The sequence below is a fragment of the Tsukamurella pulmonis genome (genome assembly GCF_900103175.1).
GTDB lineage: Bacteria > Actinomycetota > Actinomycetes > Mycobacteriales > Mycobacteriaceae > Tsukamurella > Tsukamurella pulmonis.
Map to the genome: position 1 here is coordinate 840744 of NZ_FNLF01000002.1, position 21600 is coordinate 862343.

The following is a 21600-nucleotide window of genomic DNA, read 5'->3' on the forward strand; positions in this document are numbered from 1 at the left end:
GCCGGCTCGTGACAGCAGGGATCCGGCGGACGATCACGGCACTCACCGGGTGCCTGCTCCTGTCCGGGTGCGCCCAGACCGTGGAGGGATCACCGACCGCGGACTCGTCCGCCGTGCCGCGCCCGGAGACCGGTTCCTTCTCCACCACGGCCCGCTCGCTCGGCGCACCCACGCACGCGAGCGGTCAGATGCTCGAATCCCTGCGCATGGCGGAGACGATCCCGTACCTGTTCGACATCGATCCGGCGCTCCACCTGTCGGGTACGGTCCGGGCCGAAGGCCGAGCGGCGTTGCCGCAGATGGTGAGGTACATGTTCGGGACCGCGGCGGGCACCGCGCTCCGCGATGCGGAGGTCGGGACCGCGGTGAGCGCATCGAACGCCGTCGGTGGCGGGATGGACGATCCGACGGTCGCGCTGCGTGAAGTCACCGTCAGCGTCTTCCGGATGGCCTCGTCGGACGAGGCGAGTCGGGCGGTGGGCCCGGGGCTGCTGGCCGCGGAGGACGTCCCGACGGGCGGTGCGGCGCCGCCGAAGGTCGTGATGTCCGTGCCCCGCTACGGGAATGCCGTTGCCTACAGCCAGGACTTCCGTGGAGGGAAGAATCCGACGATCGCGCTGGTGGCGCACGACCGGTACGTGATCGGGGTGCGCGGCGATCTCGGTGTCGAGCAGATCCGCGCGTACTTCGACAAGCAGACGGCGGAGCTCGATCGCTTCATCCCGACCCCGCTGGAGAAGGTGACCACACTCGCGCTCGATCGGGACGGAGTGGCGGGGCTGACGGTGGCACCGGCGGACGGGGCGACGAGTTACGCGATGTCGCCGCGCGTGGCGGCTCTGCAGCGGACCGATGTCCAGCGCTCCGTGCGGGCCTTCGCGGATGCCGGCGTCGATGCGGTGGGCGTCGGCGCCGGTACGACGTCGCGGGCGAAGGACGCCCCGGGAGCCGCGCGCCTCGCCGATGCCCTGCTCGCCGAGTACACGGAGACCAAGCCCTCGATGCAGCGCGAATCCGTGCCGGGAGTCCCTCGTGGAACGTGCCTGACGTATCGGTTCAAAGTCGGTTCCGATGCCACCAGGACGACGTGCGTGGTGCCGGTCGGACGCCACGTCGCCGAGTTCACCGACCCGCAGCGCGGGCGGGCGATACAGGGCATCGGCGCGGCGTACCTGATCCTCGACGGGCGGCGATAGGCCGCTCCACGACGAAGCGCGCGCCCCCTCGGGGACGCGCGCTTCGTGGGATCGGAGAGGCTACTTCGCCTCGGCCTCGGTCTTGATGTGCGAGAGGGTCTGCTTCATGCCGACCAGCAGGCCGCGCTCGAAGTCGTCGTTGCCGCCCAGGAGCGCCGCGACGAGGGCGCTGCTCAGCGCGGTGGTCTTGCCGCCGGCCGCCTCGCGCCGCTCCACGACGGTGGTCTTGTCCCCGTCGGGAACGAGGGTGAAGCTCCACACGGTGTGGTTCTCGGCCACGCGGAACGCGACGCGCTCGTTCGGCGTGAATTCGGTGACCTGGCTGTTGGTCGGCCAGACCTTCCAGCCCTGACGGTTGATGTTCAGCATGCGGGTGCCCACCTTGAGCGGGCCGCCGAAGACGAACACCTTCTTGCACTGCGGGCTGCGACGGCCCATCGCCTCGAGGTCGGACACGACCGACCAGACCTTCTCCACGGGCGCGTCGATCACGACGCTCGACTCCAATACGGGGGTTGCCATGACCGGATCCTACCCAGGGGTAGGAAAGGTCCGCGCAGCCAGCGGTGAACGACCTTGCACTCGACACTGCCGAGTGCTAGAAACGACTTAGCACTCGGATTACGTGAGTGCTAGGTCGAAGAGGTGAGACCGGGCCCTGCGCGCAACCCGCGCAGGTGACACGCCGGGTCGTCCGTCGCGGGCATCGAATCGACCTAGAAGACGTGTCCAAAGTACGGGCCGAACCGGCCCCTATCTGGAGGAATCACTTCGCAATGGCCAAGATCATCGCGTTCGACGAAGAGGCCCGCCGCGGTCTCGAGCGGGGCCTGAACGCCCTCGCCGACGCCGTCAAGGTGACGCTCGGCCCCAAGGGCCGCAACGTCGTTCTGGAGAAGAAGTGGGGCGCCCCCACGATCACCAACGACGGCGTTTCCATCGCCAAGGAGATCGAGCTCGAGGATCCCTACGAGAAGATCGGCGCCGAGCTCGTCAAGGAGGTCGCCAAGAAGACCGACGACGTCGCGGGCGACGGCACCACCACCGCCACCGTTCTGGCCCAGGCGCTCGTGCGCGAGGGTCTGCGGAACGTGGCCGCGGGCGCGAACCCGCTGGGCCTCAAGCGGGGCATCGAGAAGGCGGTCGACGCCGTCACCGAGCACCTGCTGAAGGCCGCCAAGGAGGTCGAGACCAAGGAGCAGATCGCTGCTACCGCGGGCATCTCGGCCGGCGACCCCGCCATCGGTGAGCTCATCGCCGAGGCCATGGACAAGGTCGGCAAGGAAGGCGTCATCACCGTCGAGGAGAGCAACACCTTCGGTCTCCAGCTGGAGCTGACCGAGGGCATGCGCTTCGACAAGGGCTTCATCTCGGGCTACTTCGCCACCGACGCGGAGCGCCAGGAGGCCGTCCTCGAGGACGCCTACGTGCTGCTCGTCTCGGGCAAGATCTCGACCGTCAAGGACCTGCTGCCGCTGCTGGAGAAGGTCATCCAGTCGGGCAAGCCGCTCGCGATCATCGCCGAGGACGTCGAGGGCGAGGCCCTGTCGACGCTCATCGTCAACAAGATCCGCGGCACCTTCAAGTCGGTCGCCATCAAGGCCCCCGGCTTCGGCGATCGTCGCAAGGCGATGCTGCAGGACATGGCCATCCTCACCGGTGGCCAGGTCATCTCCGAGGAGATCGGCCTCTCGCTCGACACCGCCGGCCTCGAGGTCCTGGGCCAGGCGCGCCAGGTCGTCGTCACCAAGGACGAGACCACCATCGTCGACGGTGCCGGTTCCAAGGAGCAGATCGAGGGCCGCGTTTCGCAGATCCGCGCCGAGATCGACAACAGCGACTCGGATTACGACCGTGAGAAGCTGCAGGAGCGCCTCGCGAAGCTGGCCGGCGGCGTCGCCGTCATCAAGGCCGGTGCCGCCACCGAGGTCGAGCTCAAGGAGCGTAAGCACCGCATCGAGGATGCCGTGCGCAACGCCAAGGCCGCCGTCGAGGAGGGCATCGTCGCCGGTGGTGGCGCTGCTCTCGCGCAGTCGGGCACCGTCTTCGAGAGCCTCGCGCTCGAGGGTGACGAGGCCACCGGCGCGAACATCGTCAAGGTCGCGCTCGACGCCCCCGTCAAGCAGATCGCCGTCAACGCCGGCCTCGAGCCCGGCGTCGTCGCCGAGAAGGTCCGCAACTCGCCCGCCGGCACCGGCCTCAACGCCGCCACCGGCGTGTACGAGGACCTGCTGGCCGCCGGCATCAACGACCCGGTGAAGGTCACCCGCTCGGCGCTGCAGAACGCAGCCTCGATCGCGGCGCTGTTCCTCACCACCGAGGCCGTCGTCGCCGACAAGCCGGAGAAGGCCGGTGCCCCGGTCGATCCGACCGGCGGCATGGGCGGCATGGACTTCTAAGTCCCCGCCTCCGGATCAGGATTCCGGGCCCGGCATCGTCACGACGGTGCCGGGCCCGCCCTGTTCCGACATTCAGGTCTTGCGGGGGTCGGCGACGGAATCTTGCCGCGAAGCCCCGCAGAACCCGAATTTCGGAACGACCAGACGTTGTTCATTCCCTCCTTCGTGTTCAGAAAGGCGACGACGTGACCGCAGAGACCCTTCAGTTCCAGGCTGAGACAGACCAACTGCTCTCGCTGATGATCCACTCCGTCTACTCGGAGAAGGACGTCTTCCTGCGCGAGTTGATCTCCAACGCCTCGGACGCCCTCGACAAGCTGCGGCTCGAGGCGTACCAGGACAAGGACCTCGATGCGGACGCCTCGGATCTGCACATCGAGCTGCGCCCCGACGCCGAGGCCTGCACGCTCACGATCAGCGACAACGGCATCGGTATGAGGCGCGAGGACGTCGTCGACCTCATCGGCACCCTCGCCAAGTCCGGCACCGGCGAGCTCAAGCGCAAGCTCGAGGCGGCTAAGCAGGCCAAGGAACAGGGCGCCTCCGCGGAGCTGATCGGGCAGTTCGGCATCGGCTTCTACTCGGCGTTCATGGTCGCCGACCGCGTCGTGCTCACCACCCGCAAGGCCGGCGAGGACACCGCGACGCGTTGGGAGTCCGAGGGGCACGGCACCTACACCGTCACCGACCTCACCGGCGACGACGTGCCCGCCGGCCACGGCACGACCATCACCCTGCACCTGCGCGCCGCGGACGGCGACGAGAGCCTGCACGACTACGCCTCCGAGCACGTGCTGCGGACGGTGGTGCGGCGCTACAGCGACTTCATCGCCTTCCCCATCCGACTGGTGCTGCCCGCGTCCGAGGATGCCGACACCGAGGGCGAGAACACCGGCCCCGAGACGCTGAACTCCATGCAGGCGTTGTGGGCCCGCCCGAAGGACGAGGTCTCCGCCGAGGAGTACGCCGACTTCTACCGGCACATCAGCCACGCCTTCGACGAGCCGCTGGAGACGATCGCGTTCCGCGCCGAGGGCACCTTCGAGTACCAGGCGCTGCTGTTCATCCCGACGATGCCGCCCTTCGACATGTTCTACCGCAACACCAAGCCGGGGCCGGCGCTCTACGTCAAGCGCGTCTTCATCATGGACCACTGCGAGGCGCTGCTCCCGCCGTACCTGCGCTTCATCACCGGCGTCGTGGACGCACAGGACCTCTCGCTCAACGTCTCCCGCGAGATCCTGCAGAACGACCGCCACCTCGTGATGATCCGCAAGCGCCTCGTCAAGCGGGTCCTGCAGACGATCACCGCCCTGCGCGAGAACGAGCGGGAGAAGTACGAGACCTTCTGGACCGCGTTCGGCGCGGTCCTCAAGGAGGGCCTGCTCGACGATCAGGACAACCGCGAAACCCTGCTCAAGGCATCGTCGTTCGCGTCGACCTTCAGCGAGGACGGCACCACGGGCCTCGCGGAGTACGTCTCGCGCATGCCCGAGGGACAGGACGTGATCTACTACGCCACCGGCGAGTCGCGGCGGCAGCTCGAGTCGTCCCCGCACCTGGAGGCGTTCGCCGCCAAGGGCTTCGAGGTACTGCTCCTCACCGACCAGGTCGACGAACTGTGGACCACGGGCGCGGAGTTCGACGGTAAGCGGTTCGTCTCCGTCGCCAAGGGCGAGGCCGATCTCGGCGACGACGCGCCGGAGGCCGAGGGCTTCGAGCCGCTCACGACGTGGCTCGCCGAGGTGCTGACCGACAAGGTCTCCGGTGTGCGCCTGACCTCGCGCCTGACCACTTCGCCCGCCTGCCTCGTGGGTGGCGAGTTCGACCTCACGCCGCAGCTCGAGCAGATGTACCGCGCCAGCGGCCAGGAGGTGCCGCGCACCCGCCGCACCCTGGAGCTCAACCCGGAGAACGACCTCGTCAAGGGCCTGCGCGACCGCGTCGTCGGCGACGGGGCCGCGCGCGACGACGAGGCACTCAAGGACGCCGCCGAGATCCTCTACGGCACCGCCGTTCTCGCCGAAGGTGGCGCACCGGCGGAGCCCGCCGAGTTCGCCGCCGTGCTCGCGCGGCATCTGGCGCGCGAGCTCGCCTGATCGACGTAGGCCGCGGCGCCCGGCACTCCCGGGGCACCGCGGCTTTCAGTCGGCGGCAAGCGGAGGGAAAGCAGGAATTGCCACGCTGGCGTCATCGCACAGAACTGTGCTGACGACGAAGGAGTGGCAGTGGCTTTCCCCGTAGCGCCTGAGCAGGGCTGGATCCGACTGATCTGCCAGCCCGGTGACTCGCCTGACGCCTTCATCGAGTACGAGTACAGCGTGCACGTCAGCGCGTTCGTCGACAGCGTCGCCCGGATGGCGGCATGGGGTGAGTCGATCCTCCCCGTCGCCCCTGGCGACCATGTGCTCAGTGTGCAGTTGGGTACCGCTCTGGCGCTCGGTGGTCCCGGGATGGCGCTCGGCGTGCCGAGCGCGATGTTCGGCACGGCGAGTATCCCGCTCCGGGTGGCTGCGGGTCAGACGGTAACGGTGTTCTACGCCGCTCCCAACAGCGGCGGGACGCCGGGGAGCTTCAGCTTCACGCCGCCGCCCCCGCCACCGACCAACGGCTACAAAGTCGTGCAGATCGCGATCCTGTGGATCTGTGGCGGCATTCTGCTCGCCATTCTGTTGGCGGCGCTCGCCCTCCTCGTCTTTGTCATGGCTGCCTAACCCCGATCCTGTTCGTCGAGGCATCGGCGTACCGTCGGGGACATGGACGACGCGACGGCTGCACGGGACCTGCTCATCGACTCCTTCGCCCGCATCCTCGAGCACGCGGAGGACGTGACGGACGGGCTCACCGCGGAGATCGCGAACCGCCGGATCGTGCCGGAGGCCAACACGATCGCGTGGTTGGTGTGGCACAGCGCCCGGGTGATCGACGCGCAGCTCGCACCGATCACGGGCGTCGAGGAGGTCTGGACCGCAAGCGACTGGTACGGCCGCTTCGGTCTCGATCTGCCGCCGGAGTCCACCGGCTACGGGCACAGCCGCGCCGAGGCGGCCGAGGTGCACGGGAGCGACGCGCTGCTCATCGGGTACTTCCGCGACGTCGACGCGATGGCGCAGCGCTACCTGGCCGGCATCACCGAGCACGAGCTGGCCCGCGTGATCGACGAGGCGTGGGACCCGCCGGTCACCGTCGCGGTGCGGCTGGTGAGCATCGTCGACGACTGTGCCCAGCACCTCGGCGCTGCCGCCTATCTCAAGGGCGCACTCGTTCCCTGAGCCGGGGCGGTCAAGAGATGGGGCCGAACGTCCGCACGCAGTGCAGTGCCAGCTCCACGTGCACCCGCCGTTCATCGATCGGGTGCCCCAGCAGCTGCTCGATCTGCCGAATCCGATAGCGAACGGTGTTGGGGTGCAGCACCAGCGCCTCGCCCGCGGCCCGCGCATCGCCTCCGGCGCCGAGGAACGCCAGGGCCGTCTCCCGCAGCCGCGCAGCCGAATCCGTCGGCGCGGCGAGCTCGCCGAGCTCCCGCTGGATCAGCGTCCGCGCACCGGCCGGGCCCGCGATCCCGTGCGCCAGGCACGCCAGCTCCGCGTCCTCGTAGGCGACGGCCCGCCTTCCGGTCCGCTGCGCGACCTCCAGTGCCGCAGCGGCTTCGGCTTCGCTGCGCCGGAACCCGTCGATCCCGGGATGCGCGGTGCCGAGGGCGCAGCGCACCGTCGGGGCAAGGTCCTGCAGGTCGGGCGTCGCGGAACCGGCGCTCCAACAGCGCAGTGACCGCGCCCCGGTGCGCAGGGCCAGGCGGTGCTCGCCGCCGACGGCGCGGTGCACCGCGAGCCCCGCGCGCTCGAGGAGGCGGTGCACGTCGGCGTCGGGGACACCGTCGTCGACCCACAGGACGTAGGCGGTGTGCGTCGCGGTCACCGGGTAGCCGAGCGCCGCACTGACCTCGCCCGCGTCGACCTCCTGCCCGGACAGCACGGCCTCCACGGCGCCGGCCTGCCGGGCGAGCGCGCCGCGCTGCCACTGCTCGCGCTCGGCGGTGAAGGTGCCGATCATCTCCTCGATCGCGTTGTCGAGCCAGTCCGTGGTCCGCGGCCAGAAGTACAGCAGCACCTCGCTGCGCACCTGCACGTCGTCGATCTCGGCGGCCGTCGTCCCGGTGAAGACCTCCCACGCCGCGTTCTGCCCGAAGCGGTACACGCCGAGCAGCACCTGGATCTCGAAGCCGCGCCGGGCCATCGTCCGGGCCAGGTCGTGCGTCTCCTCGCCGGGGCTCGCCGTCGACGACGTGCGGGTGATCGCCGAGAGCACGCCGCGCCAGTGCGCCCGTGTGCTCGCGTCGAGCTCGGCGCGGAGCAACGGCTCGCTCATCGCGGGGATCGCGGTCACGATCGCGTCGTCCACCGTGGCGACCATCGCGTCCAGCATCCGCTCGTTCTCGGCATTGCGGGAGAACTCCGTGAGCCAGTCGCGGGCCGGCGCGCTCAGGTGGCCCATCGGGCCTGCTTTTTGTTCCGGGGGACAAATCCCGCTTCGATCGTTGCTCACGACACCAAGAATATGACGTCGATCACAACAGAACATAGGAGTGCCGAACAACACAGCCGACCGCAGGAGTCCGACGATGATCGACCGCACCAGCCACTACATCGACGGCCGGTGGCGCCCGTCCACCGGAACCGGGACCATCGACGTCATCGACGCGACCACCGAGGAGGCCATCGGCCGCGTCGCCGCCGGCACCGCCGAGGACGCGAACGCCGCAGTCGCCGCCGCGCGCGCCGCCTTCGACGGCTGGTCCCGCACCCCGCTCGAGGAGCGGATCGGGTTCCTCACCCGCGCCGCGCAGGCGCTGCAGGCCCGCCAGACCGAGATCGCCACCCTGGTCAGCCAGGAGGTGGGCATGCCCTTCGCGTACAGCAACGTGGTCCAGGCCGGCCTGCCCGTGCAGTCGCTCGTGTCGATCGCCGAGGTCGCGAGCACCTACGCCTTCGAGGAGACGGTCTACAACTCCCTCGTCGTGCGCGAGCCGATCGGCGTCGTCGTCGCGATCACGCCGTGGAACTACCCGCTGCACCAGGTGGTCGCGAAGGTCGCCCCGGCGCTGGCCGCGGGCTGCACCGTCGTGCTCAAGCCCAGCGAGGTCGCGCCGCTCACCGCCTTCGTGCTCGCCGAGGTCTTCGACCAGCTGGGATTGCCGCCCGGCGTGTTCAACGTGGTCACCGGCACCGGGCAGTCCGTCGGCGAGGCCCTCGTCGGCCACGACGAGGTCGACATGGTCTCGCTCACCGGCTCCACCGTCGCCGGCCGCCGCATCGGCGCGGTCGCCGCGCAGACCATCAAGAAGGTCGCGCTCGAGCTCGGCGGCAAGTCCCCGCTCGTGGTCCTCGACGACGCCGACCTGGTCGAAGCCGTCTCCGCGGGCCTGAACGGCTGCTTCCTCAACTCCGGCCAGACGTGCATCGCGCTCACCCGCATGCTCGTCCCGCGCGCCGCGATGGCGCAGGTCGAAGCGATCGCCGCGGCCGGCGTCGAGCAGATCCGCGTCGGCGGCCCGTTCGAGCCCGACACCGTCGTCGGCCCGCTGGTCTCCGCGCAGCAGCGCGACCGGGTGGTCGGGTACATCGAGAAGGGCATCGCCGACGGTGCGCGTCTGGTCGCCGGCGGCCCGACCCCACCGGACGGGCTCGAGCGCGGCTACTTCGTGCGGCCCACCGTCTTCACGGACGTCTCCGAGGACATGGCGATCGTGCGGGAGGAGATCTTCGGACCGGTCCTGGTGATCCAGGCCTACGACGACGAGGAGCAGGCGATCCGCCTCGCCAACGACACCCCGTACGGCCTCAACGCCGCGGTCTTCTCCGCGGACCGCGACCGCGCCGTCGCCGTCGGCCGGCGCATCCGGGCCGGACAGGTCCAGATCAACGACGGTGCCTTCAACATCCACGCCCCGTTCGGGGGCTACAAGCAGTCGGGCAACGGCCGGGAGTTCGGCGCGTGGGGCCTCGACGACTACCTCGAGACCAAGTCGATGCAGCTCCCCTGAGCGCCCACCCGACCGCACCTACTCCCGTAAGGAACACCGCCATGAGCTTCACCTTCGACGCGCGCCGCCGCGCCACCCTCACCGCCGTCGTCGACACCTTCGTCGCCTCGGTCCCCCGCGAGGACGACCCCACCGGATTCTGGGCCGTCAAGGGCAGCGACCTGCAGGTCGACGCCGCCGTGGAGGAGTACCTCCTCGGTCACCTCCCCGAGGAGCAGCTGGAGGGCCTCGGCGAGCTCCTCGACACCGCCGCCCTCGTCGGCATGAAGAACCAGCCGCAGGCGATCCGCGAGGTGATCCTCGCGAACCTCTCCGGCATCGCGCCCGAGGCGGGCCTCGCCGTCGCGAGCCTGTGCCAGCTGTCCACCATGATCGCCTACGGCCTCATGGACGAGCAGGGCCGCAACCCGCTCTGGGCCGGAATGGGCTATCCGGGACCGGTGTCCGCGCCGCCCGCGACTCCCAAGACCATCACCACGATCGCCCCGACCGCGGGCGAGACCCTCACCGCCGACGTCGTGATCGTCGGCAGCGGCAGCGGCGGCGGCGTCACCGCCGCCGAGCTGGCCCGCGCGGGCAAGAAGGTCATCGTGGTCGAGGGCGGCTCGTACCGCAACGAGGCCGACTTCGTGCAGAACGAGCTCTTCGCCTACCAGACCCTGTTCCTACGCGGCGGCTTCTTCCCGACGGCCGACGGCACCGTGATGCTCGCGGCCGGCGCCACCGTCGGCGGCGGGAGCACGGTGAACTGGTCCAACTCGCTCCGCACCCCCGACGTGGTGCGCAAGGAGTGGGCCGACGCCGGCCTCGAGGACGCCCTCGGCCCCGAGTTCGACGAGCACCTCGACGCGGTCTTCTCGCGGATGGGCTGCAACAGCGAGGTCGCCACCCAGAACGGCCCGCACCGGATGCTCGCGGCCGGCGCGGCGGGCCTGGGCTACTCCTACCGGCTCGCCGACCTCAACGTGAACCCGGACCGCTACGACGTGGTGCGCAGCGCCTACAGCGGCATGGGGGATCAGACCGGCGCGAAGAACGGCACGATGCGCACGTTCCTGCAGGACGCCTCCGACGCCGGCGCGCGCCTGCTGCCGAACACCCGGATCGCCACCGTCACCACCGTGGACGCGGCCGACGGTGTGCGCACCACCACCGGCGTGGAGGGTGTGCACACCGACCCCGCCACCGGCGCGCAGACGCCGGTGCGGATCGAGGCGCCCACCGTGGTCGTGGCCGCCGGCAGCCTGGAGACGCCGGCGCTCCTGCTGCGCTCCGGGATCGGCGGCCCCGCCGTCGGGCAGAGCCTGCGCCTGCACCCCGCGACGCTGGTGAGCGGCATCTACGACGAGCCGATGGCGCCGTGGGAGGGTCCCGCGATGGCCGGCGTGATGAACGAGTTCGCCGACGCCGATGCGGGGTACGGGTTCCTCATCGAATGCGTGCAGCACCTGCCGGGGCTGTTCGCGAGCATCGTGCCCTGGCTGGGCGGCGAGCGGCACAAGGAGCTGGCCGCGCAGTACGGCAACCGTGCCGACTGGGTGGTGCTGGTCAAGGACCGCGGCACGGGCACCGTCACCATCGGCCCCGACGGCGAGGCTGTGCACACCTACCCCTTCGACGACGAGCTGGACCGCAAGCACCTGCGGGAGGGCATCGCGGTCTCGATCCGGATGCAGGAGGCGGCGGGCGCCCAGCAGATCTACCTCTCCGGCCAGCGCTTCGAGCCGTGGCGTCGCGGCGACGATCTGGAGGCCTACATCGCGAAGGTCAACGAGATCCCGATCGGTCCCGGCGGCACCCCGGTGTTCAGCGCGCACCAGATGTGCAGCGCCCCACTGGGTGCGGATCCGGCGACGTCAGTGGCGAATCCGTCGGGCGAGCTGCACGACACCCGCGGCGTGTGGATCGCCGACGCCAGCGGCATGCCCACCTGCTCCGGCGTGAACCCGATGATCACCACGATGGCGCTGGCGCACCGCACCGCGACCAACCTGCTCGCTGCGGACGCCTGACCGCCGAACCTAAACCGGCCCGTTTCTCGATCAGACGGATGTATTTCCATCCTGATCGAAAAACGGGCCGGTTTCGGCAGCCGTGGTCAGAGGTCAGCGACCTGCGGCAGCACCTCGGCGCCGATCCACTCCACGTGGTCGAGATCGCTCTGGTCGAGAACCTGCAGGTAGACGCGCTGGGCGCCGGCCTCGGCGAAGGTGCCCAGCTTGTCGACGATCTCCGCGGCGGAGCCGGTGAGTCCGTTCTCCCGTAGCTCGGGGAGCTGGCGGCCGATGGTCGCGGCGCGGCGCGCGACCGTCGCCTCGTCGGAACCGCCGCACACCACCTGCGCGGCGGACTTGATGATCGACTTCGGATCGCGGCCGGCTGCGGTGGCGGCGGCGTCGACACGGGCCCACACGGCCGCGGCCTCCTCGACCGGCACGAAGGGCGTGTTGTACTCGTCGGCGAAGCGCGCGGCCAGGGCGGCGCTGCGCTTCTTACCGGTGCCGCCGAGCACGATCGGCACGTGCGCCTGCGCGGGCTTGGGCAGCGCGGGGGAGTCCACGAGCGAGAAGTGCTCACCGCGGAAGGTGTACCGGCCCTGCGCCTCCCACAGTCCGGTGACGATCTCCAGGGTCTCCTCGAACCGCGCGAAGCGCTCCTTGACGTCGGGGAAGGGGATCGCGTACGCGGCGTGCTCCTCGGAGAACCAGCCGGCGCCGAGCCCCAGCTCCACGCGCCCGCCCGACATCTCGTCGACCTGCGCGACGGAGATTGCCAGCGGACCGGGGAAGCGGAAGGTCGCGGAGGTGACCAGGGTGCCGAGGCGGATGGTGGAGGTCTCCCGCCCGATCGCGCCCAGGGTGATCCACGAGTCGGTGGGGCCGGGCGCCCCGTCGACGTTCATCGCCACGTAGTGGTCGGATCGGAAGAACGCGCCGAAGCCGGCGGCCTCCGCGGTCCGCGCGACGGCGAGCTGGTCGGCGTAGGTGGCACCCTGCTGGGGTTCGACGAAGATGCGTAGCTCCATGGGAGACCACTGTGCCACTCCGGCTGGAGACGCGTGCGATCGATGGGCACAGGGCCGGCCGGCGGCCATATGGTTTGATAAGCCTGTCCTAAATGTTCTGAGAAAGGCACTTCATGGCCAAGCATGTGCGATACCTGGTCGCCATCCTGTGCGCCGTCGGCCTGGTCGCCGGTTGCGGCGGTGGCTCGTCCGACTCCGGCACCGACGCGGGCGCGACGCGCACCGTCAGCACGGTCAAGGGCGACATCACGATCCCCGTCGCGCCGAAGCGGGTCGTGCTGCTCAACTACAACCTCGCGGGCTACCTCTACGACCTCGGCCTGCCCGTGGTGTCGATGGTCACCGAGTACACCGACCGCGATCCCGCGACGGCGCAGCCCTTCGACGCCTGGAAGGACGACTTCACCAAGGCCGGGACGAAGTTCATGCACTGGCCGGCCGGTGGCTACAACCTCGAGGCGATCGCCGCGGAGAAGCCCGACCTCATCGTCGGCGGCGGTCTCGGCTTCCCGTTCAAGCAGACGAACGACGCCTACGACCGGCTCAAGGCCATCGCGCCGACCCTCGTGGTCGACAACAAGGCGGAGAGCTGGAATCAGCAGTTCGAGTTCCTCGCCAAGGCCTTCGACCAGCCGCAGGTGTACCAGGACGCCGTGAAGAAGTACGACGCGCGCGTCGCGCAGGTCAAGGCGGCCATCACGCCGCCGCCCGGCCCCGTGGCCTTCCTCTCGATGACCGCACAGGGCAAGGCCTACGGCCTGATCGAGAACCGCGGCGTCCCGGCCGAATTCGCCAAGCTCGGCATCGAGCCCGCCCCGATCTTCGCGAGCGGCAAATTCAAGCCGTACACCGCCGGCGGCGACTCCTACGAGATCACCCCGGAACAGCTGCCCAGCACGGTGACGCAGCCCTCGGTGTTCATCGTCGGCTTCAGCGGGCAGACCTTCGACGCGAACTCGCTGCGCTCGCAGCCGGTCTACGCCTCGCTCCCGGCGTTCTCCGCGAACCGTGCCTTCGACCTGCCGTACTGGGTCCAGCGCCCCGACTTCGACAAGGCGATGGCCACCCTCGACGTCGTCGAGAAGATGTTCACGAAGTAGTCCGCCCCGAACCACGAGAGCCGCGGCCGAGGAATCTTCGGCCGCGGCTCTCGTGCGTTGCGGGTGTCAGTCGACCACCGCCTCCTGTGTCACCGTCGCGACCAGCTCGCCGTCCGCGCGCGCGGCGATCCCGGCGACGGTGCGCCCCTCCAGCACGTCGCGGGCGCTGAGTTCGATGCCGCGGCGGCGTGCTCGGGAGATCAGCTGCAGGGCCATCAGCGAGTCGCCGCCGAGCTCGGTGAAGTCGTCGGACAGCCGGACCGCGTCGTCGCCGAGCAGCTCGCGGAAGACGGAGAGCAGCACCGCCTCGGCCGGGGTCCGCGGCTCCCGGTGAGGCGGCTGCCGGTCGTCGCACACCACGGCGGGGTGATCGGGAGTGGCGGCCACATGGGCACCGACTTCGGTGAGCAGCGGGCCGTACTCGCCGCGCGCCGGCACCGCCCCGAGCGCGAGCATCGCCGCCCGCTCCACGGCGGGCAGCGCGCCGATCACGCCGACGGGGGTGTCGGGCGCCGCGACCACGGCGCGCAGCACCTCGGTGATCAACCGCCCGTACGCCTGCACCGTCTCCGCGGAGAGCACGTCCGGGCGGTACCCCAGGCGCAGGGTCAGGCGCTCGCCGGGCAGCACGACCACGGTGAGCGGGTAGTGCGTGGCATCGGTGATGTCGACACCCGTCAGATCGAGGCCGGGTTCGACCGGCTGCACGTGCCGGTCGGAGAGGGGGAAGTTCTCCGTGACCACCATGGTGTCGAACAGCGGGCCGAGCCCGGCGGCGCGGGTGATCTCGATCAGCCCCAGGTGGTGATGGTCGGAGAGGGCCATCGATCGGCGGTGGACGTCCGCGAGGACCTCGCCGACGGGCCGCTCGGGCGCCACGCGCACCCGGACCGCGATCGCCTCGCCGAGCTGCCCGACCATGGTGCCCACGCCGGGCACCTCGACGGGTCGGCCCGAGACCGGGCACCCGAAGACCACGTCGCGGCGGCCGGTCAGGCGGCCCAGCAGTACGCCCCACGCGGTGTGCAGCACGCTCGTCAGGGTGGTGCCGCGGGTGCGCGCCAGCTCGGCGAGTCCGCGCGTGAGCGCCCCGTCGAGCTCGATCAGGGTGTGCGCGGGCGGCGCATCGGCGGCACCGGAACCGGTGGGCGCCAGCAGCGTCGGGGCGTCCAGCCCGGACAGCTCCTCCTCCCACGCCGCGCGGGCGGCGGGAACGTCCCGCTCCGCGCGCCAGCGGTAGTAGGCGTCGAGCGGCGCGGCCGCGGGAGCGTCGGGGCCGCCGCCCAGTTCGGCGTAGATCGCCAGCAGCGTGCGCCCGGCGATCGGCATGGACCAACCGTCGAGCAGGCAGTGGTGATTGGTCAGGGCCAGACGATGGCTCTCGGGGCCGGTGCGGCACAGCAGGAACCGGATCAACGGGGCGGTCTCCGGATCGAAGCGACGCGCCTGCTCGGCCGCGGCGATCGCGGCGAACGCGGCCGCCGGGTTCGGGCGGTCCGTCAGGTCGTGGAAGGCGAACTCGGGCCGCACGGCCTCCGGGATCACCTGCACCACATCGGAGGAGGCGGTGTAGCCGAGCCGGGTGCGCAGCGAGGGCACCCGGCGCAGCAGCTCGGCGGCCGCCGCGGCCATACGGTCCGGGTCGACGGGGCCGCGCAGGTACGTCGCGGCCTGCACTATGTACCTGTCGGGCTCGCCGTCGGCGAGGACCTCCGAGTGATAGGCGAGGCCCACCTGCAGCGCGGTGGCGGGCAGGACGTCCGCGACCGGGCCGTCGTGCTCCAGCAGGTCGATGTCGGCCTGGTCCAGCGTCACCAGGGGCAGGTCCGACGGGGTGAGGCCGCCGCCGTCGGGCCCGATCCGCTCCGCGTGCGCGGCGAGTGCCGACACGGCCTCCGCCCAGCACTCCTGCAGGTCCGCGACCGCGGCGGGACCGAGGACGCCGCCGGCCGCGGTCCACTCGACGGTGAGCCCGTCGTCGCCGTCGAAGCAGTTGATCGCCAGCACCTGCTCCAACGCCTTGGCGGCGGGGTCGAGGACGGAGAACGGGGTGTCCGCCGGCAGTCGCCAGCCGCCGTCGGGGGCGGCGAACCGCCCGAGGTAGTTGAACACCACGTCCGGCGCGGGCGCCATCGGCTCCGCGCCGGGATCGAGGTGCCGGAGCACGCCGTAGCCGACCCCGTGGCCGGGAACCCCGCGCCGGGCCTCCTTGACGGCGCGCACCAGGCGGCCCGCCGCGTCGCCGCCGGCGAGCGCATCGGTGAGCGCGTCGTCCGCGAGCGGAACCGGCAGTCGGACGGGGTGTTCGAGCGTGAACCAGCCGACGGTCCGCGCGAGATCGGCGGAGCGGATCACCTGTTCGCGTCCGTGCCCCTCGACGGTGACCGTCGCCGCGGGCCGCGGGTCCAGGCCCGCGCGGCGACGGCGCAGGCGCAGCGCCAGGGCGAGCGCCGCGAGGAGCGTCTCCTCCGCGTTGGCGCGGTAGGCGCTCGCGAGGGCACCGGTGACCGCGGCCGCGACCGGCGCCGCGATGCGGGTGCGCGTGACGGTGGCGGTGGCGACCCGGTCGATCGCGGGGTTCAGCAGGCGCCCGCCGAGCCGCTCGGCATCGGCGAGTGCATCCCGCCAGTAGCCGGATTCCGCACGGTAGGAGCCGTTCTCGCCGTGCTCGGCCAGCGCTAGCGCGTGCGCGCGCCACGGGGTGGCCTCGGCCCGCACCGCGGGCGCACCGCCCTCCATCGCGGCGCGGTGCGCCTGCGGCAGGTCGGCGAGCAGCACCCGCCAGGAGACGCCGTCGACGGCGAGGTGGTGGATCACCAGTACGAGCCGGTCCGGGGCGCCGTCGCCGCGCACGATGCGCGCCCGCAGCACGGCGCCCGAGGCCGGGTCGAGCTCGGCGGCGAGTGCGGCCGCGGCGTCGTCGACGGCGCCCGTACCCACGCTGACCTCGAGGTCCGGGACCTCGGCGACGACGGTGAGCGTGCCGCCGGTCAGGCGCAGCCGCAGCGCGGGATGCGCCGCGACCACGGCGTGCAGGGCGGCGCGCACGGTCTCCGGGCTCGCGCCGTCGGGCAGTTCGGGGGCGATCCACTGCGCGTACCCGGCGATGTCCGCCGGATCGGGGTTGAGCGCGAGCAGCGCGGCGACGATCGGCGGTGCGGCGAACGTGCCGTCGGCCGCGGCGACGGGCCCCTGCTCCTCGGTGGCGATCTCCGTGGCCGCGGCGGCGAGCGCGGCGAAGCCGCTGCCGGAGAGGAAGTCCCGCGGCCGGATCTCCAGCCCGCGCGAGCGCAGCTCACTGCACACGGTGATGGCGCTGATGCTGTCGCCGCCCAGGCTGAAGAAGTCGTCGTCGACGCTCACGGTGCTCACCTCGAACGCGGCCGCCACCACCGCGCAGAGAATGCGTTCGCGGTCGGTGCGCGGGGCGCGGCCGGACGCGGCGACGGCGGGGGCGGGCAGCGCGGCGCGTTCGAGCTTGCCGTTGATCGTCACCGGTAGCTCGTCGAGTACCAGCACCGCCGACGGCACCATGTGCTCGGGCATCGCAGCGCCCAGCGCGGCACGGACGCCGTCGGCGGTGACGGCGCCGGTCACGTAGCCCACCAGGCGATCCCGGCCGGCGTCGGTACGCACCACGGCAGCGGCGCTGGTGACCCCCGCGACGGCCGCGAGCGCGGTCTCGACCTCCGCCAGCTCGATCCGGTAGCCGCGGATCTTGACCTGGCCGTCGCCGCGGCCGAGGTACTCGTAGCCGGCATCGCCGTGCCGGCGCACGCGGTCGCCGGTGCGGTACATCCGGGATCCCGGGGCGCCGAAGGGGTTCGCGACGAACCGCTCCGCGGTCGCGGCGGGCAGGTTGAGATAGCCGCGTGCCAGGTGGGGTCCGGCGAGGTACAGCTCGCCGATCTCGCCGTCCCGGACCGGTTGCAGCGCACCGTCGAGCGCGTACGCGGCGGTGCCGGGTACGGCCCGGCCGATGACGGGCGTCTCGCCGGCCACGACCGCCGCGGTGGCGTCCACCGCGGCCTCGGTGGGGCCGTAGAGGTTGACCGCGGGCACGCCCGTGCCCGCGATCCGCCGCCACAGGGCAGGGCCGGTCGCCTCGCCGCCCAGGATGAGCAGGGCCGGGCGGTGCTCGCCGTCGAGCAGCCCCGCGTCGATCAGCGGCGCCGCCATCGACGGGGTGGTGTCCACGACGTCGATCCGGTCCGCGCGGTAGGCGGCGAGCAGAGCGTCGGCGTCGCGGGCGGTGTCCGTGTCGTAGACGTGCAGCGCGTGCCCGCCCAGCAGCCACAGCAGCTGGTCGAGGGAGGCGTCGAAGGAGAACGAGTAGGTGTGCGCACAGTGCAGCCGCCGGTCGGCGTCCCCGCCGGTCGCCGGTTCCACGAGCGTCGAGCGGTGGTGCTGCAGCAGGCTGGTCAGTCCGCCGGCCCGTGCCGCTACGCCCTTGGGCCGGCCCGTGGAGCCGGAGGTGTGGATGATGTAGGCGAGGTGGTCCGGGTGCCGCGGGGCGGCGAGCTCCGGCGCCGCGAGGGGAGCGCCCGAGAGCGCCGCGCGCCGGGCGCGCACCGCGGGGTCGTCGAGCAGCAGGACGGGAAAGCCCTGCGGGACGGCGGAACCCACGACGGTCAGCAGCAGGGCGGGGCGCGAGTCGGCGACCAGCTCGGCGTGCCGGGCGGGCGGGTGCGCGGGATCGAGGTACTGGTACGCGGCGCCCGCGTCCAGCACCGCGAGCAGGCAGGTCACCAGCTCGACGCCGCGCGGCAGCGCCAGCGCCACCACGTCCTCCGCGCCGACGCCCTCGGCGCGCAGCATCCGGGCGGTGCGGTGCACCTGCTCGGCGAGCTCGCCGAAGGTGAGCTCCTCGTCGCCGTGGACCAGCGCGAGGGCACCCGGATCGCGCTGCGCCTGCGCGGCGAGCGCGTCCGGCACGGTCTGCGCCGGATGCGCCGATCCCGGTGTGCGGGAACGGTCGATCAGCTCCGCGCGCAGGCCCGGCGGGAGCAGGTCCACCTCACCGAGCGCGGGCGCGGCCGGTGCGGCGAGGGCGGTGATCAGTGCGATCACGGTGTCGAGCCGGCCCTGCACCTGCGCCGGCGACGCCGAGCGCGCGTCGACCTCGAAACCCAGCAGGAGTCCGCCGGTCGTCGTGGGGATCACGCTGAGCCCGTAGTCCTCCGGCGGTCCGCCCGCCACGTTGCGCATCGTGCCCGCCGACCCCGCGAAGTCGAGGGTGAGGTCGAAGGCCTTGAGGTTGATGCCGCGGCCGTGCAGCAGCGCGCCCACGTTCGGGGCGCCGAGATCGCGCGGCAGGTCCTCGCCGCGGTAGCGCTGGTGGGCCCGCATGCCGCGCATGGTCTCCGCGATCCGGGTGCTCAGGTCCGCCAGGCGGTCCTCGGCGCGCACCGCGACGCGCAGCGGCAGCACGTTGACTGCCATCGCCGGGGTGCGCAGTCCCACGCGGCCGGTACGGCACATGAGCGGCATCGCGAAGACCACGTCGGACTCACCGAGCGTGCGGTGTAGGAACGCGGCGTAGCAGGCGATCAGCGCCTCGCCCCAGGTGGTCCCGGACTCGTCGGCCACCCGGCGCAGCTCGTCGAAGACCTCGGCGGGCAGCTCCGCGCGGGCGGTGTGCACGGCACCCGCGGGACCGTCGAGGCCCGGGCGCTCCGGCGGATCGGGCAGGGGCGTGAGCACGTCGCGCCAGTGGGCGCGGTCGTCCTCGTGCTGCGTGCTCGCGCGGTACTCGCGATCGGCGTCGACGAAGTCGGCGAACGAGCCGAAGGGCGAGGCCGGCGGCGCGGTGCCCGCCCGCAGCGCGCTGTAGTGGGCCGCGACGCGGCGCGAGAGCATCGCGGCGGAGTAGCCGTCGAAGACGAGGTGGTGCCCCAGCTGGGTGTACCAGACCTCGGTGTCCGAGAGCCGCAGGATCGTGTAGGCGAACAGGTCCCGGTCGGTCATCGGCGCGCAGTGCACCGCCAGCCGCGCGCGTTCGGCGGTCACCGCGGCCTCGGCCGCGGCCCGCGGGTCCGCCTCGCCCCGCAGGTCGACCACGGCCGGCTCCGGCGGGGGCGAGGCGTCGATCCACTGCCGCGGACCGTCGGGCGTGTGCACCACCCGCAGCCGCAGGCTGCCGGCCTCGGCGCGCGTGCGGGCGATGGCCGTGCGCAGCGCCGCCAGGTCGACGGGGTGTTCGCCTGCGATCTCCAGGACGTCGCCCACCACGTAGTACGGCGAATCCGGCTCCAGCCGTTGGGCGTTCCAGATCCCGAGCTGTGCCGCGGTGAGGGACAACAGGGTCGGTGCGTCGGCGCCTGCCGGTACCGGGGAAGGGGTGGCCTCTGCGAGGGTCACGGCGGTGGCTCCTGGGCGGTGCGAAGGGGCTAGCGGGGGAGGGGGACGGGCTGCGGGCGCAGGTCCGTCCAGACGGCGTCGACGTGGTCGCGGCAGTCCGCGCGCGAGGCGGGACCGTACTCGACGGACCAGCCCGCGGGGACCCGAGCGAAGCGCGGCCACAGCGAGCGCTGACCACTCGCGTTGCGCAGGACCAGGAAGCCGGCGTCCGAATCGTCGAACGGATTCACCCGCCCACCACGAGCTGCTGCCAGTGGGCAAGCTCCGGCTGCTCCGCGAGATCGGGGAACTCGATGTCGGCGGCGCCCGCGTCGCGCCAGCGCTGGATCAGCGTCATCACGCGTACCGAGTCCAGCCCGAGGTCGAAGAGGTTGTCATCGTCCGCGATCGACTGCGGGGGCACCTGCAGCAGCTCGGCGACGTCGGCGCGCACGCGCTCAGCGGTCAGGGGGGAGGTGGACATGTCGGAAACCGTCTCCTTGAGGTAGCCTGCGGTCGATCAGGTAGGTAAGCCTACACTTGGCACTAGGAGGTCGCGCATGCTGCACCGCGGCGCGGCCCGACGGTTGGAGTGATCCATGAAGTGGAACGATTTCGTCCTGACCCTCACCGCCACCTCGCAGGTCGCGGAGAACCTGCTGCGCCTCGAGTTCGAGGTGGGCGACGGCACCGACGGGGGCTACGTCCCCATCGCGCCGGGGGACGAGTCGATCGCCTTCTACTTCTCCCCCGACGGTGACGAGCTGCGCGCCCGCCCCTCGGAGGACCCCGCGGCCCTCGGCGGCTGGGAGATCGGCGATCCCGAGCGCAGCGCGGGGCACCGCAACTACTCGGTGCGCGCCTACGATCCCGCAACCCGCCGGATGCTGGTGGACGTGGCCGAGCACGGGCACGGGCCCGCCATCGACTGGTTCCGCGCCGCGCGGCCCGGGTGGCGACTGCTCGCCGCCGGTCCCCGTTCCTGGTACGCGCCCCCCGCGGACGCGTCGCGGCACGTCCTCGCCGGCGATCTCGCAGCGCTGCCGGCGCTCGCCCGCATCCTGGAGGAGACGCCCGCGGGCGTCGACGTGACCGTCATCGCCGAGGTTCTCGATCGCAGTGAGATCGCCTATCTCCCCGAGCGGCCGGGCACCGAGGTGGTCGAGGTGATCGGCACCGGCAACGGCGCCGCGCCCAGCCGCCTGCCGGAGGTGCTGCGCACCGTCGACCTGCCGACGGACGGCTACCTGTGGCTCGCGGGGGAGGCGGCCGACACCCGCGCGGCGAAGAAGCACGTGCGGGGCCTGGGCTGGGCGCGCGACCGGGCCGACGTGGTGGGGTACTGGCGGCACGACGCCGAGGCGTGGACCAAGCGCTTCGAGGCGGCGGGGGAGGAGCGGCTGCGCGCCGTCTTCGCCGAGGCGCTGGCGGCGGGCAAGTCCCGCGACGAGGCCACTGATCTGTACGAGCAGGCGCTCGAGGCCGCGGGCCTCTGACC

General features: G+C 71.8%; 15 protein-coding genes. 9 read left to right on the forward strand and 6 right to left on the reverse strand.

Going from position 1 to position 21600, the window contains the following annotated elements; genetic code table 11:
- Positions 1–8: 8 nt before the first annotated feature.
- Positions 9–1196 carry a DUF7373 family lipoprotein gene (locus BLQ62_RS04350; RefSeq protein ID WP_068533548.1) on the forward strand — a complete coding sequence of 396 codons (1188 nt, stop codon included), beginning with the start codon at positions 9–11 and terminating at the stop codon, positions 1194–1196.
- A gap of 60 nt (positions 1197–1256) precedes the next feature.
- On the opposite strand, the gene BLQ62_RS04355 is transcribed toward BLQ62_RS04350, so the two are convergent.
- Entirely contained in the window at positions 1257–1718 is a 462-nt protein-coding gene (locus tag BLQ62_RS04355) for an SRPBCC family protein (RefSeq protein WP_068533546.1), read from the reverse strand.
- A 254-nt stretch (positions 1719–1972) separates the two neighbouring features.
- On the opposite strand from BLQ62_RS04355, the gene groL reads away from it, so the two are divergent.
- From groL to BLQ62_RS04375, 4 genes are all read left to right on the forward strand, one after another.
- Positions 1973–3595 carry a chaperonin GroEL gene (gene groL / locus BLQ62_RS04360; RefSeq protein ID WP_068533544.1) on the forward strand — a complete coding sequence of 541 codons (1623 nt, stop codon included), beginning with the start codon at positions 1973–1975 and terminating at the stop codon, positions 3593–3595.
- A gap of 185 nt (positions 3596–3780) precedes the next feature.
- The gene (htpG, locus tag BLQ62_RS04365) at positions 3781–5694 is read left to right on the forward strand and encodes a molecular chaperone HtpG (protein ID WP_068567082.1); all 1914 of its coding nucleotides are present in this window, start codon (positions 3781–3783) and stop codon (positions 5692–5694) included.
- Between the two features lie 129 nt (positions 5695–5823).
- Complete coding sequence (locus BLQ62_RS04370; RefSeq protein WP_068567080.1) at positions 5824–6309, forward strand: hypothetical protein; 486 nt, start codon at positions 5824–5826, stop codon at positions 6307–6309.
- Positions 6310–6351: 42 nt separating this feature from the next.
- Positions 6352–6867 (forward strand): mycothiol transferase, encoded by a 516-nt coding sequence (locus BLQ62_RS04375; protein WP_068533532.1) that lies wholly within the window; start codon positions 6352–6354, stop codon positions 6865–6867.
- A gap of 10 nt (positions 6868–6877) precedes the next feature.
- Here the strand turns inward: BLQ62_RS04375 and BLQ62_RS04380 are convergent, their stop codons facing one another.
- Complete coding sequence (locus tag BLQ62_RS04380; protein WP_068567078.1) at positions 6878–8089, reverse strand: PucR family transcriptional regulator; 1212 nt, start codon at positions 8087–8089, stop codon at positions 6878–6880.
- Positions 8090–8216: 127 nt separating this feature from the next.
- Here BLQ62_RS04380 and BLQ62_RS04385 point away from each other — a divergent pair, with 127 nt between their 5' ends.
- A complete protein-coding gene (locus BLQ62_RS04385) occupies positions 8217–9638 on the forward strand; it encodes an aldehyde dehydrogenase family protein (RefSeq protein ID WP_068567076.1) in 1422 nt (473 codons plus the stop codon).
- 41 nt (positions 9639–9679) lie between these two features.
- Positions 9680–11650, forward strand: a complete 1971-nt coding sequence (locus BLQ62_RS04390; RefSeq protein WP_068567074.1) for a GMC family oxidoreductase N-terminal domain-containing protein — start codon at positions 9680–9682, stop codon at positions 11648–11650.
- A gap of 86 nt (positions 11651–11736) precedes the next feature.
- On the opposite strand, the gene BLQ62_RS04395 is transcribed toward BLQ62_RS04390, so the two are convergent.
- A complete protein-coding gene (locus BLQ62_RS04395; protein ID WP_068567072.1) occupies positions 11737–12663 on the reverse strand; it encodes an LLM class F420-dependent oxidoreductase in 927 nt (308 codons plus the stop codon).
- Positions 12664–12776: 113 nt separating this feature from the next.
- On the opposite strand from BLQ62_RS04395, the gene BLQ62_RS04400 reads away from it, so the two are divergent.
- Positions 12777–13763, forward strand: a complete 987-nt coding sequence (locus BLQ62_RS04400; RefSeq protein WP_068567070.1) for a Fe2+-enterobactin ABC transporter substrate-binding protein — start codon at positions 12777–12779, stop codon at positions 13761–13763.
- Positions 13764–13829: 66 nt separating this feature from the next.
- Here BLQ62_RS04400 and BLQ62_RS04405 read toward each other — a convergent pair whose 3' ends face one another.
- The 3 genes from BLQ62_RS04405 to BLQ62_RS04415 are packed head-to-tail and all read right to left on the reverse strand — an operon-like array spanning position 13830 to position 20586.
- A complete protein-coding gene (locus tag BLQ62_RS04405) occupies positions 13830–20123 on the reverse strand; it encodes a non-ribosomal peptide synthetase (RefSeq protein ID WP_083350792.1) in 6294 nt (2097 codons plus the stop codon).
- A gap of 29 nt (positions 20124–20152) precedes the next feature.
- Positions 20153–20353, reverse strand: a complete 201-nt coding sequence (locus BLQ62_RS04410) for an MbtH family protein (RefSeq protein WP_068567065.1) — start codon at positions 20351–20353, stop codon at positions 20153–20155.
- Positions 20350–20586, reverse strand: a complete 237-nt coding sequence (locus BLQ62_RS04415; protein WP_068567063.1) for a phosphopantetheine-binding protein — start codon at positions 20584–20586, stop codon at positions 20350–20352. Before BLQ62_RS04415 ends, BLQ62_RS04410 begins: the two co-directional genes overlap by 4 nt.
- 115 nt (positions 20587–20701) lie before the next feature.
- Here BLQ62_RS04415 and BLQ62_RS04420 point away from each other — a divergent pair, with 115 nt between their 5' ends.
- The gene (locus BLQ62_RS04420) at positions 20702–21598 is read left to right on the forward strand and encodes a siderophore-interacting protein (protein WP_068567061.1); all 897 of its coding nucleotides are present in this window, start codon (positions 20702–20704) and stop codon (positions 21596–21598) included.
- The last annotated feature ends 2 nt before the right edge of the window (positions 21599–21600 follow it).

Excerpts from the sequence above, each read along its gene's own strand:
- BLQ62_RS04380 (WP_068567078.1), bottom strand. The coding sequence starts at position 8,089 with ATGGGCCACCTGAGCGCGCCGGCCCGCGACTGGCTCACGGAGTTCTCC.
- BLQ62_RS04385 (WP_068567076.1), top strand. The coding sequence starts at position 8,217 with ATGATCGACCGCACCAGCCACTACATCGACGGCCGGTGGCGCCCGTCC.
- groL (WP_068533544.1), top strand. The coding sequence starts at position 1,973 with ATGGCCAAGATCATCGCGTTCGACGAAGAGGCCCGCCGCGGTCTCGAG.
- BLQ62_RS04395 (WP_068567072.1), bottom strand. The coding sequence starts at position 12,663 with ATGGAGCTACGCATCTTCGTCGAACCCCAGCAGGGTGCCACCTACGCC.
- BLQ62_RS04400 (WP_068567070.1), top strand. The coding sequence starts at position 12,777 with ATGGCCAAGCATGTGCGATACCTGGTCGCCATCCTGTGCGCCGTCGGC.
- BLQ62_RS04375 (WP_068533532.1), top strand. The coding sequence starts at position 6,352 with ATGGACGACGCGACGGCTGCACGGGACCTGCTCATCGACTCCTTCGCC.
- BLQ62_RS04355 (WP_068533546.1), bottom strand. The coding sequence starts at position 1,718 with ATGGCAACCCCCGTATTGGAGTCGAGCGTCGTGATCGACGCGCCCGTG.
- BLQ62_RS04415 (WP_068567063.1), bottom strand. The coding sequence starts at position 20,586 with ATGTCCACCTCCCCCCTGACCGCTGAGCGCGTGCGCGCCGACGTCGCC.
- BLQ62_RS04390 (WP_068567074.1), top strand. The coding sequence starts at position 9,680 with ATGAGCTTCACCTTCGACGCGCGCCGCCGCGCCACCCTCACCGCCGTC.
- BLQ62_RS04420 (WP_068567061.1), top strand. The coding sequence starts at position 20,702 with ATGAAGTGGAACGATTTCGTCCTGACCCTCACCGCCACCTCGCAGGTC.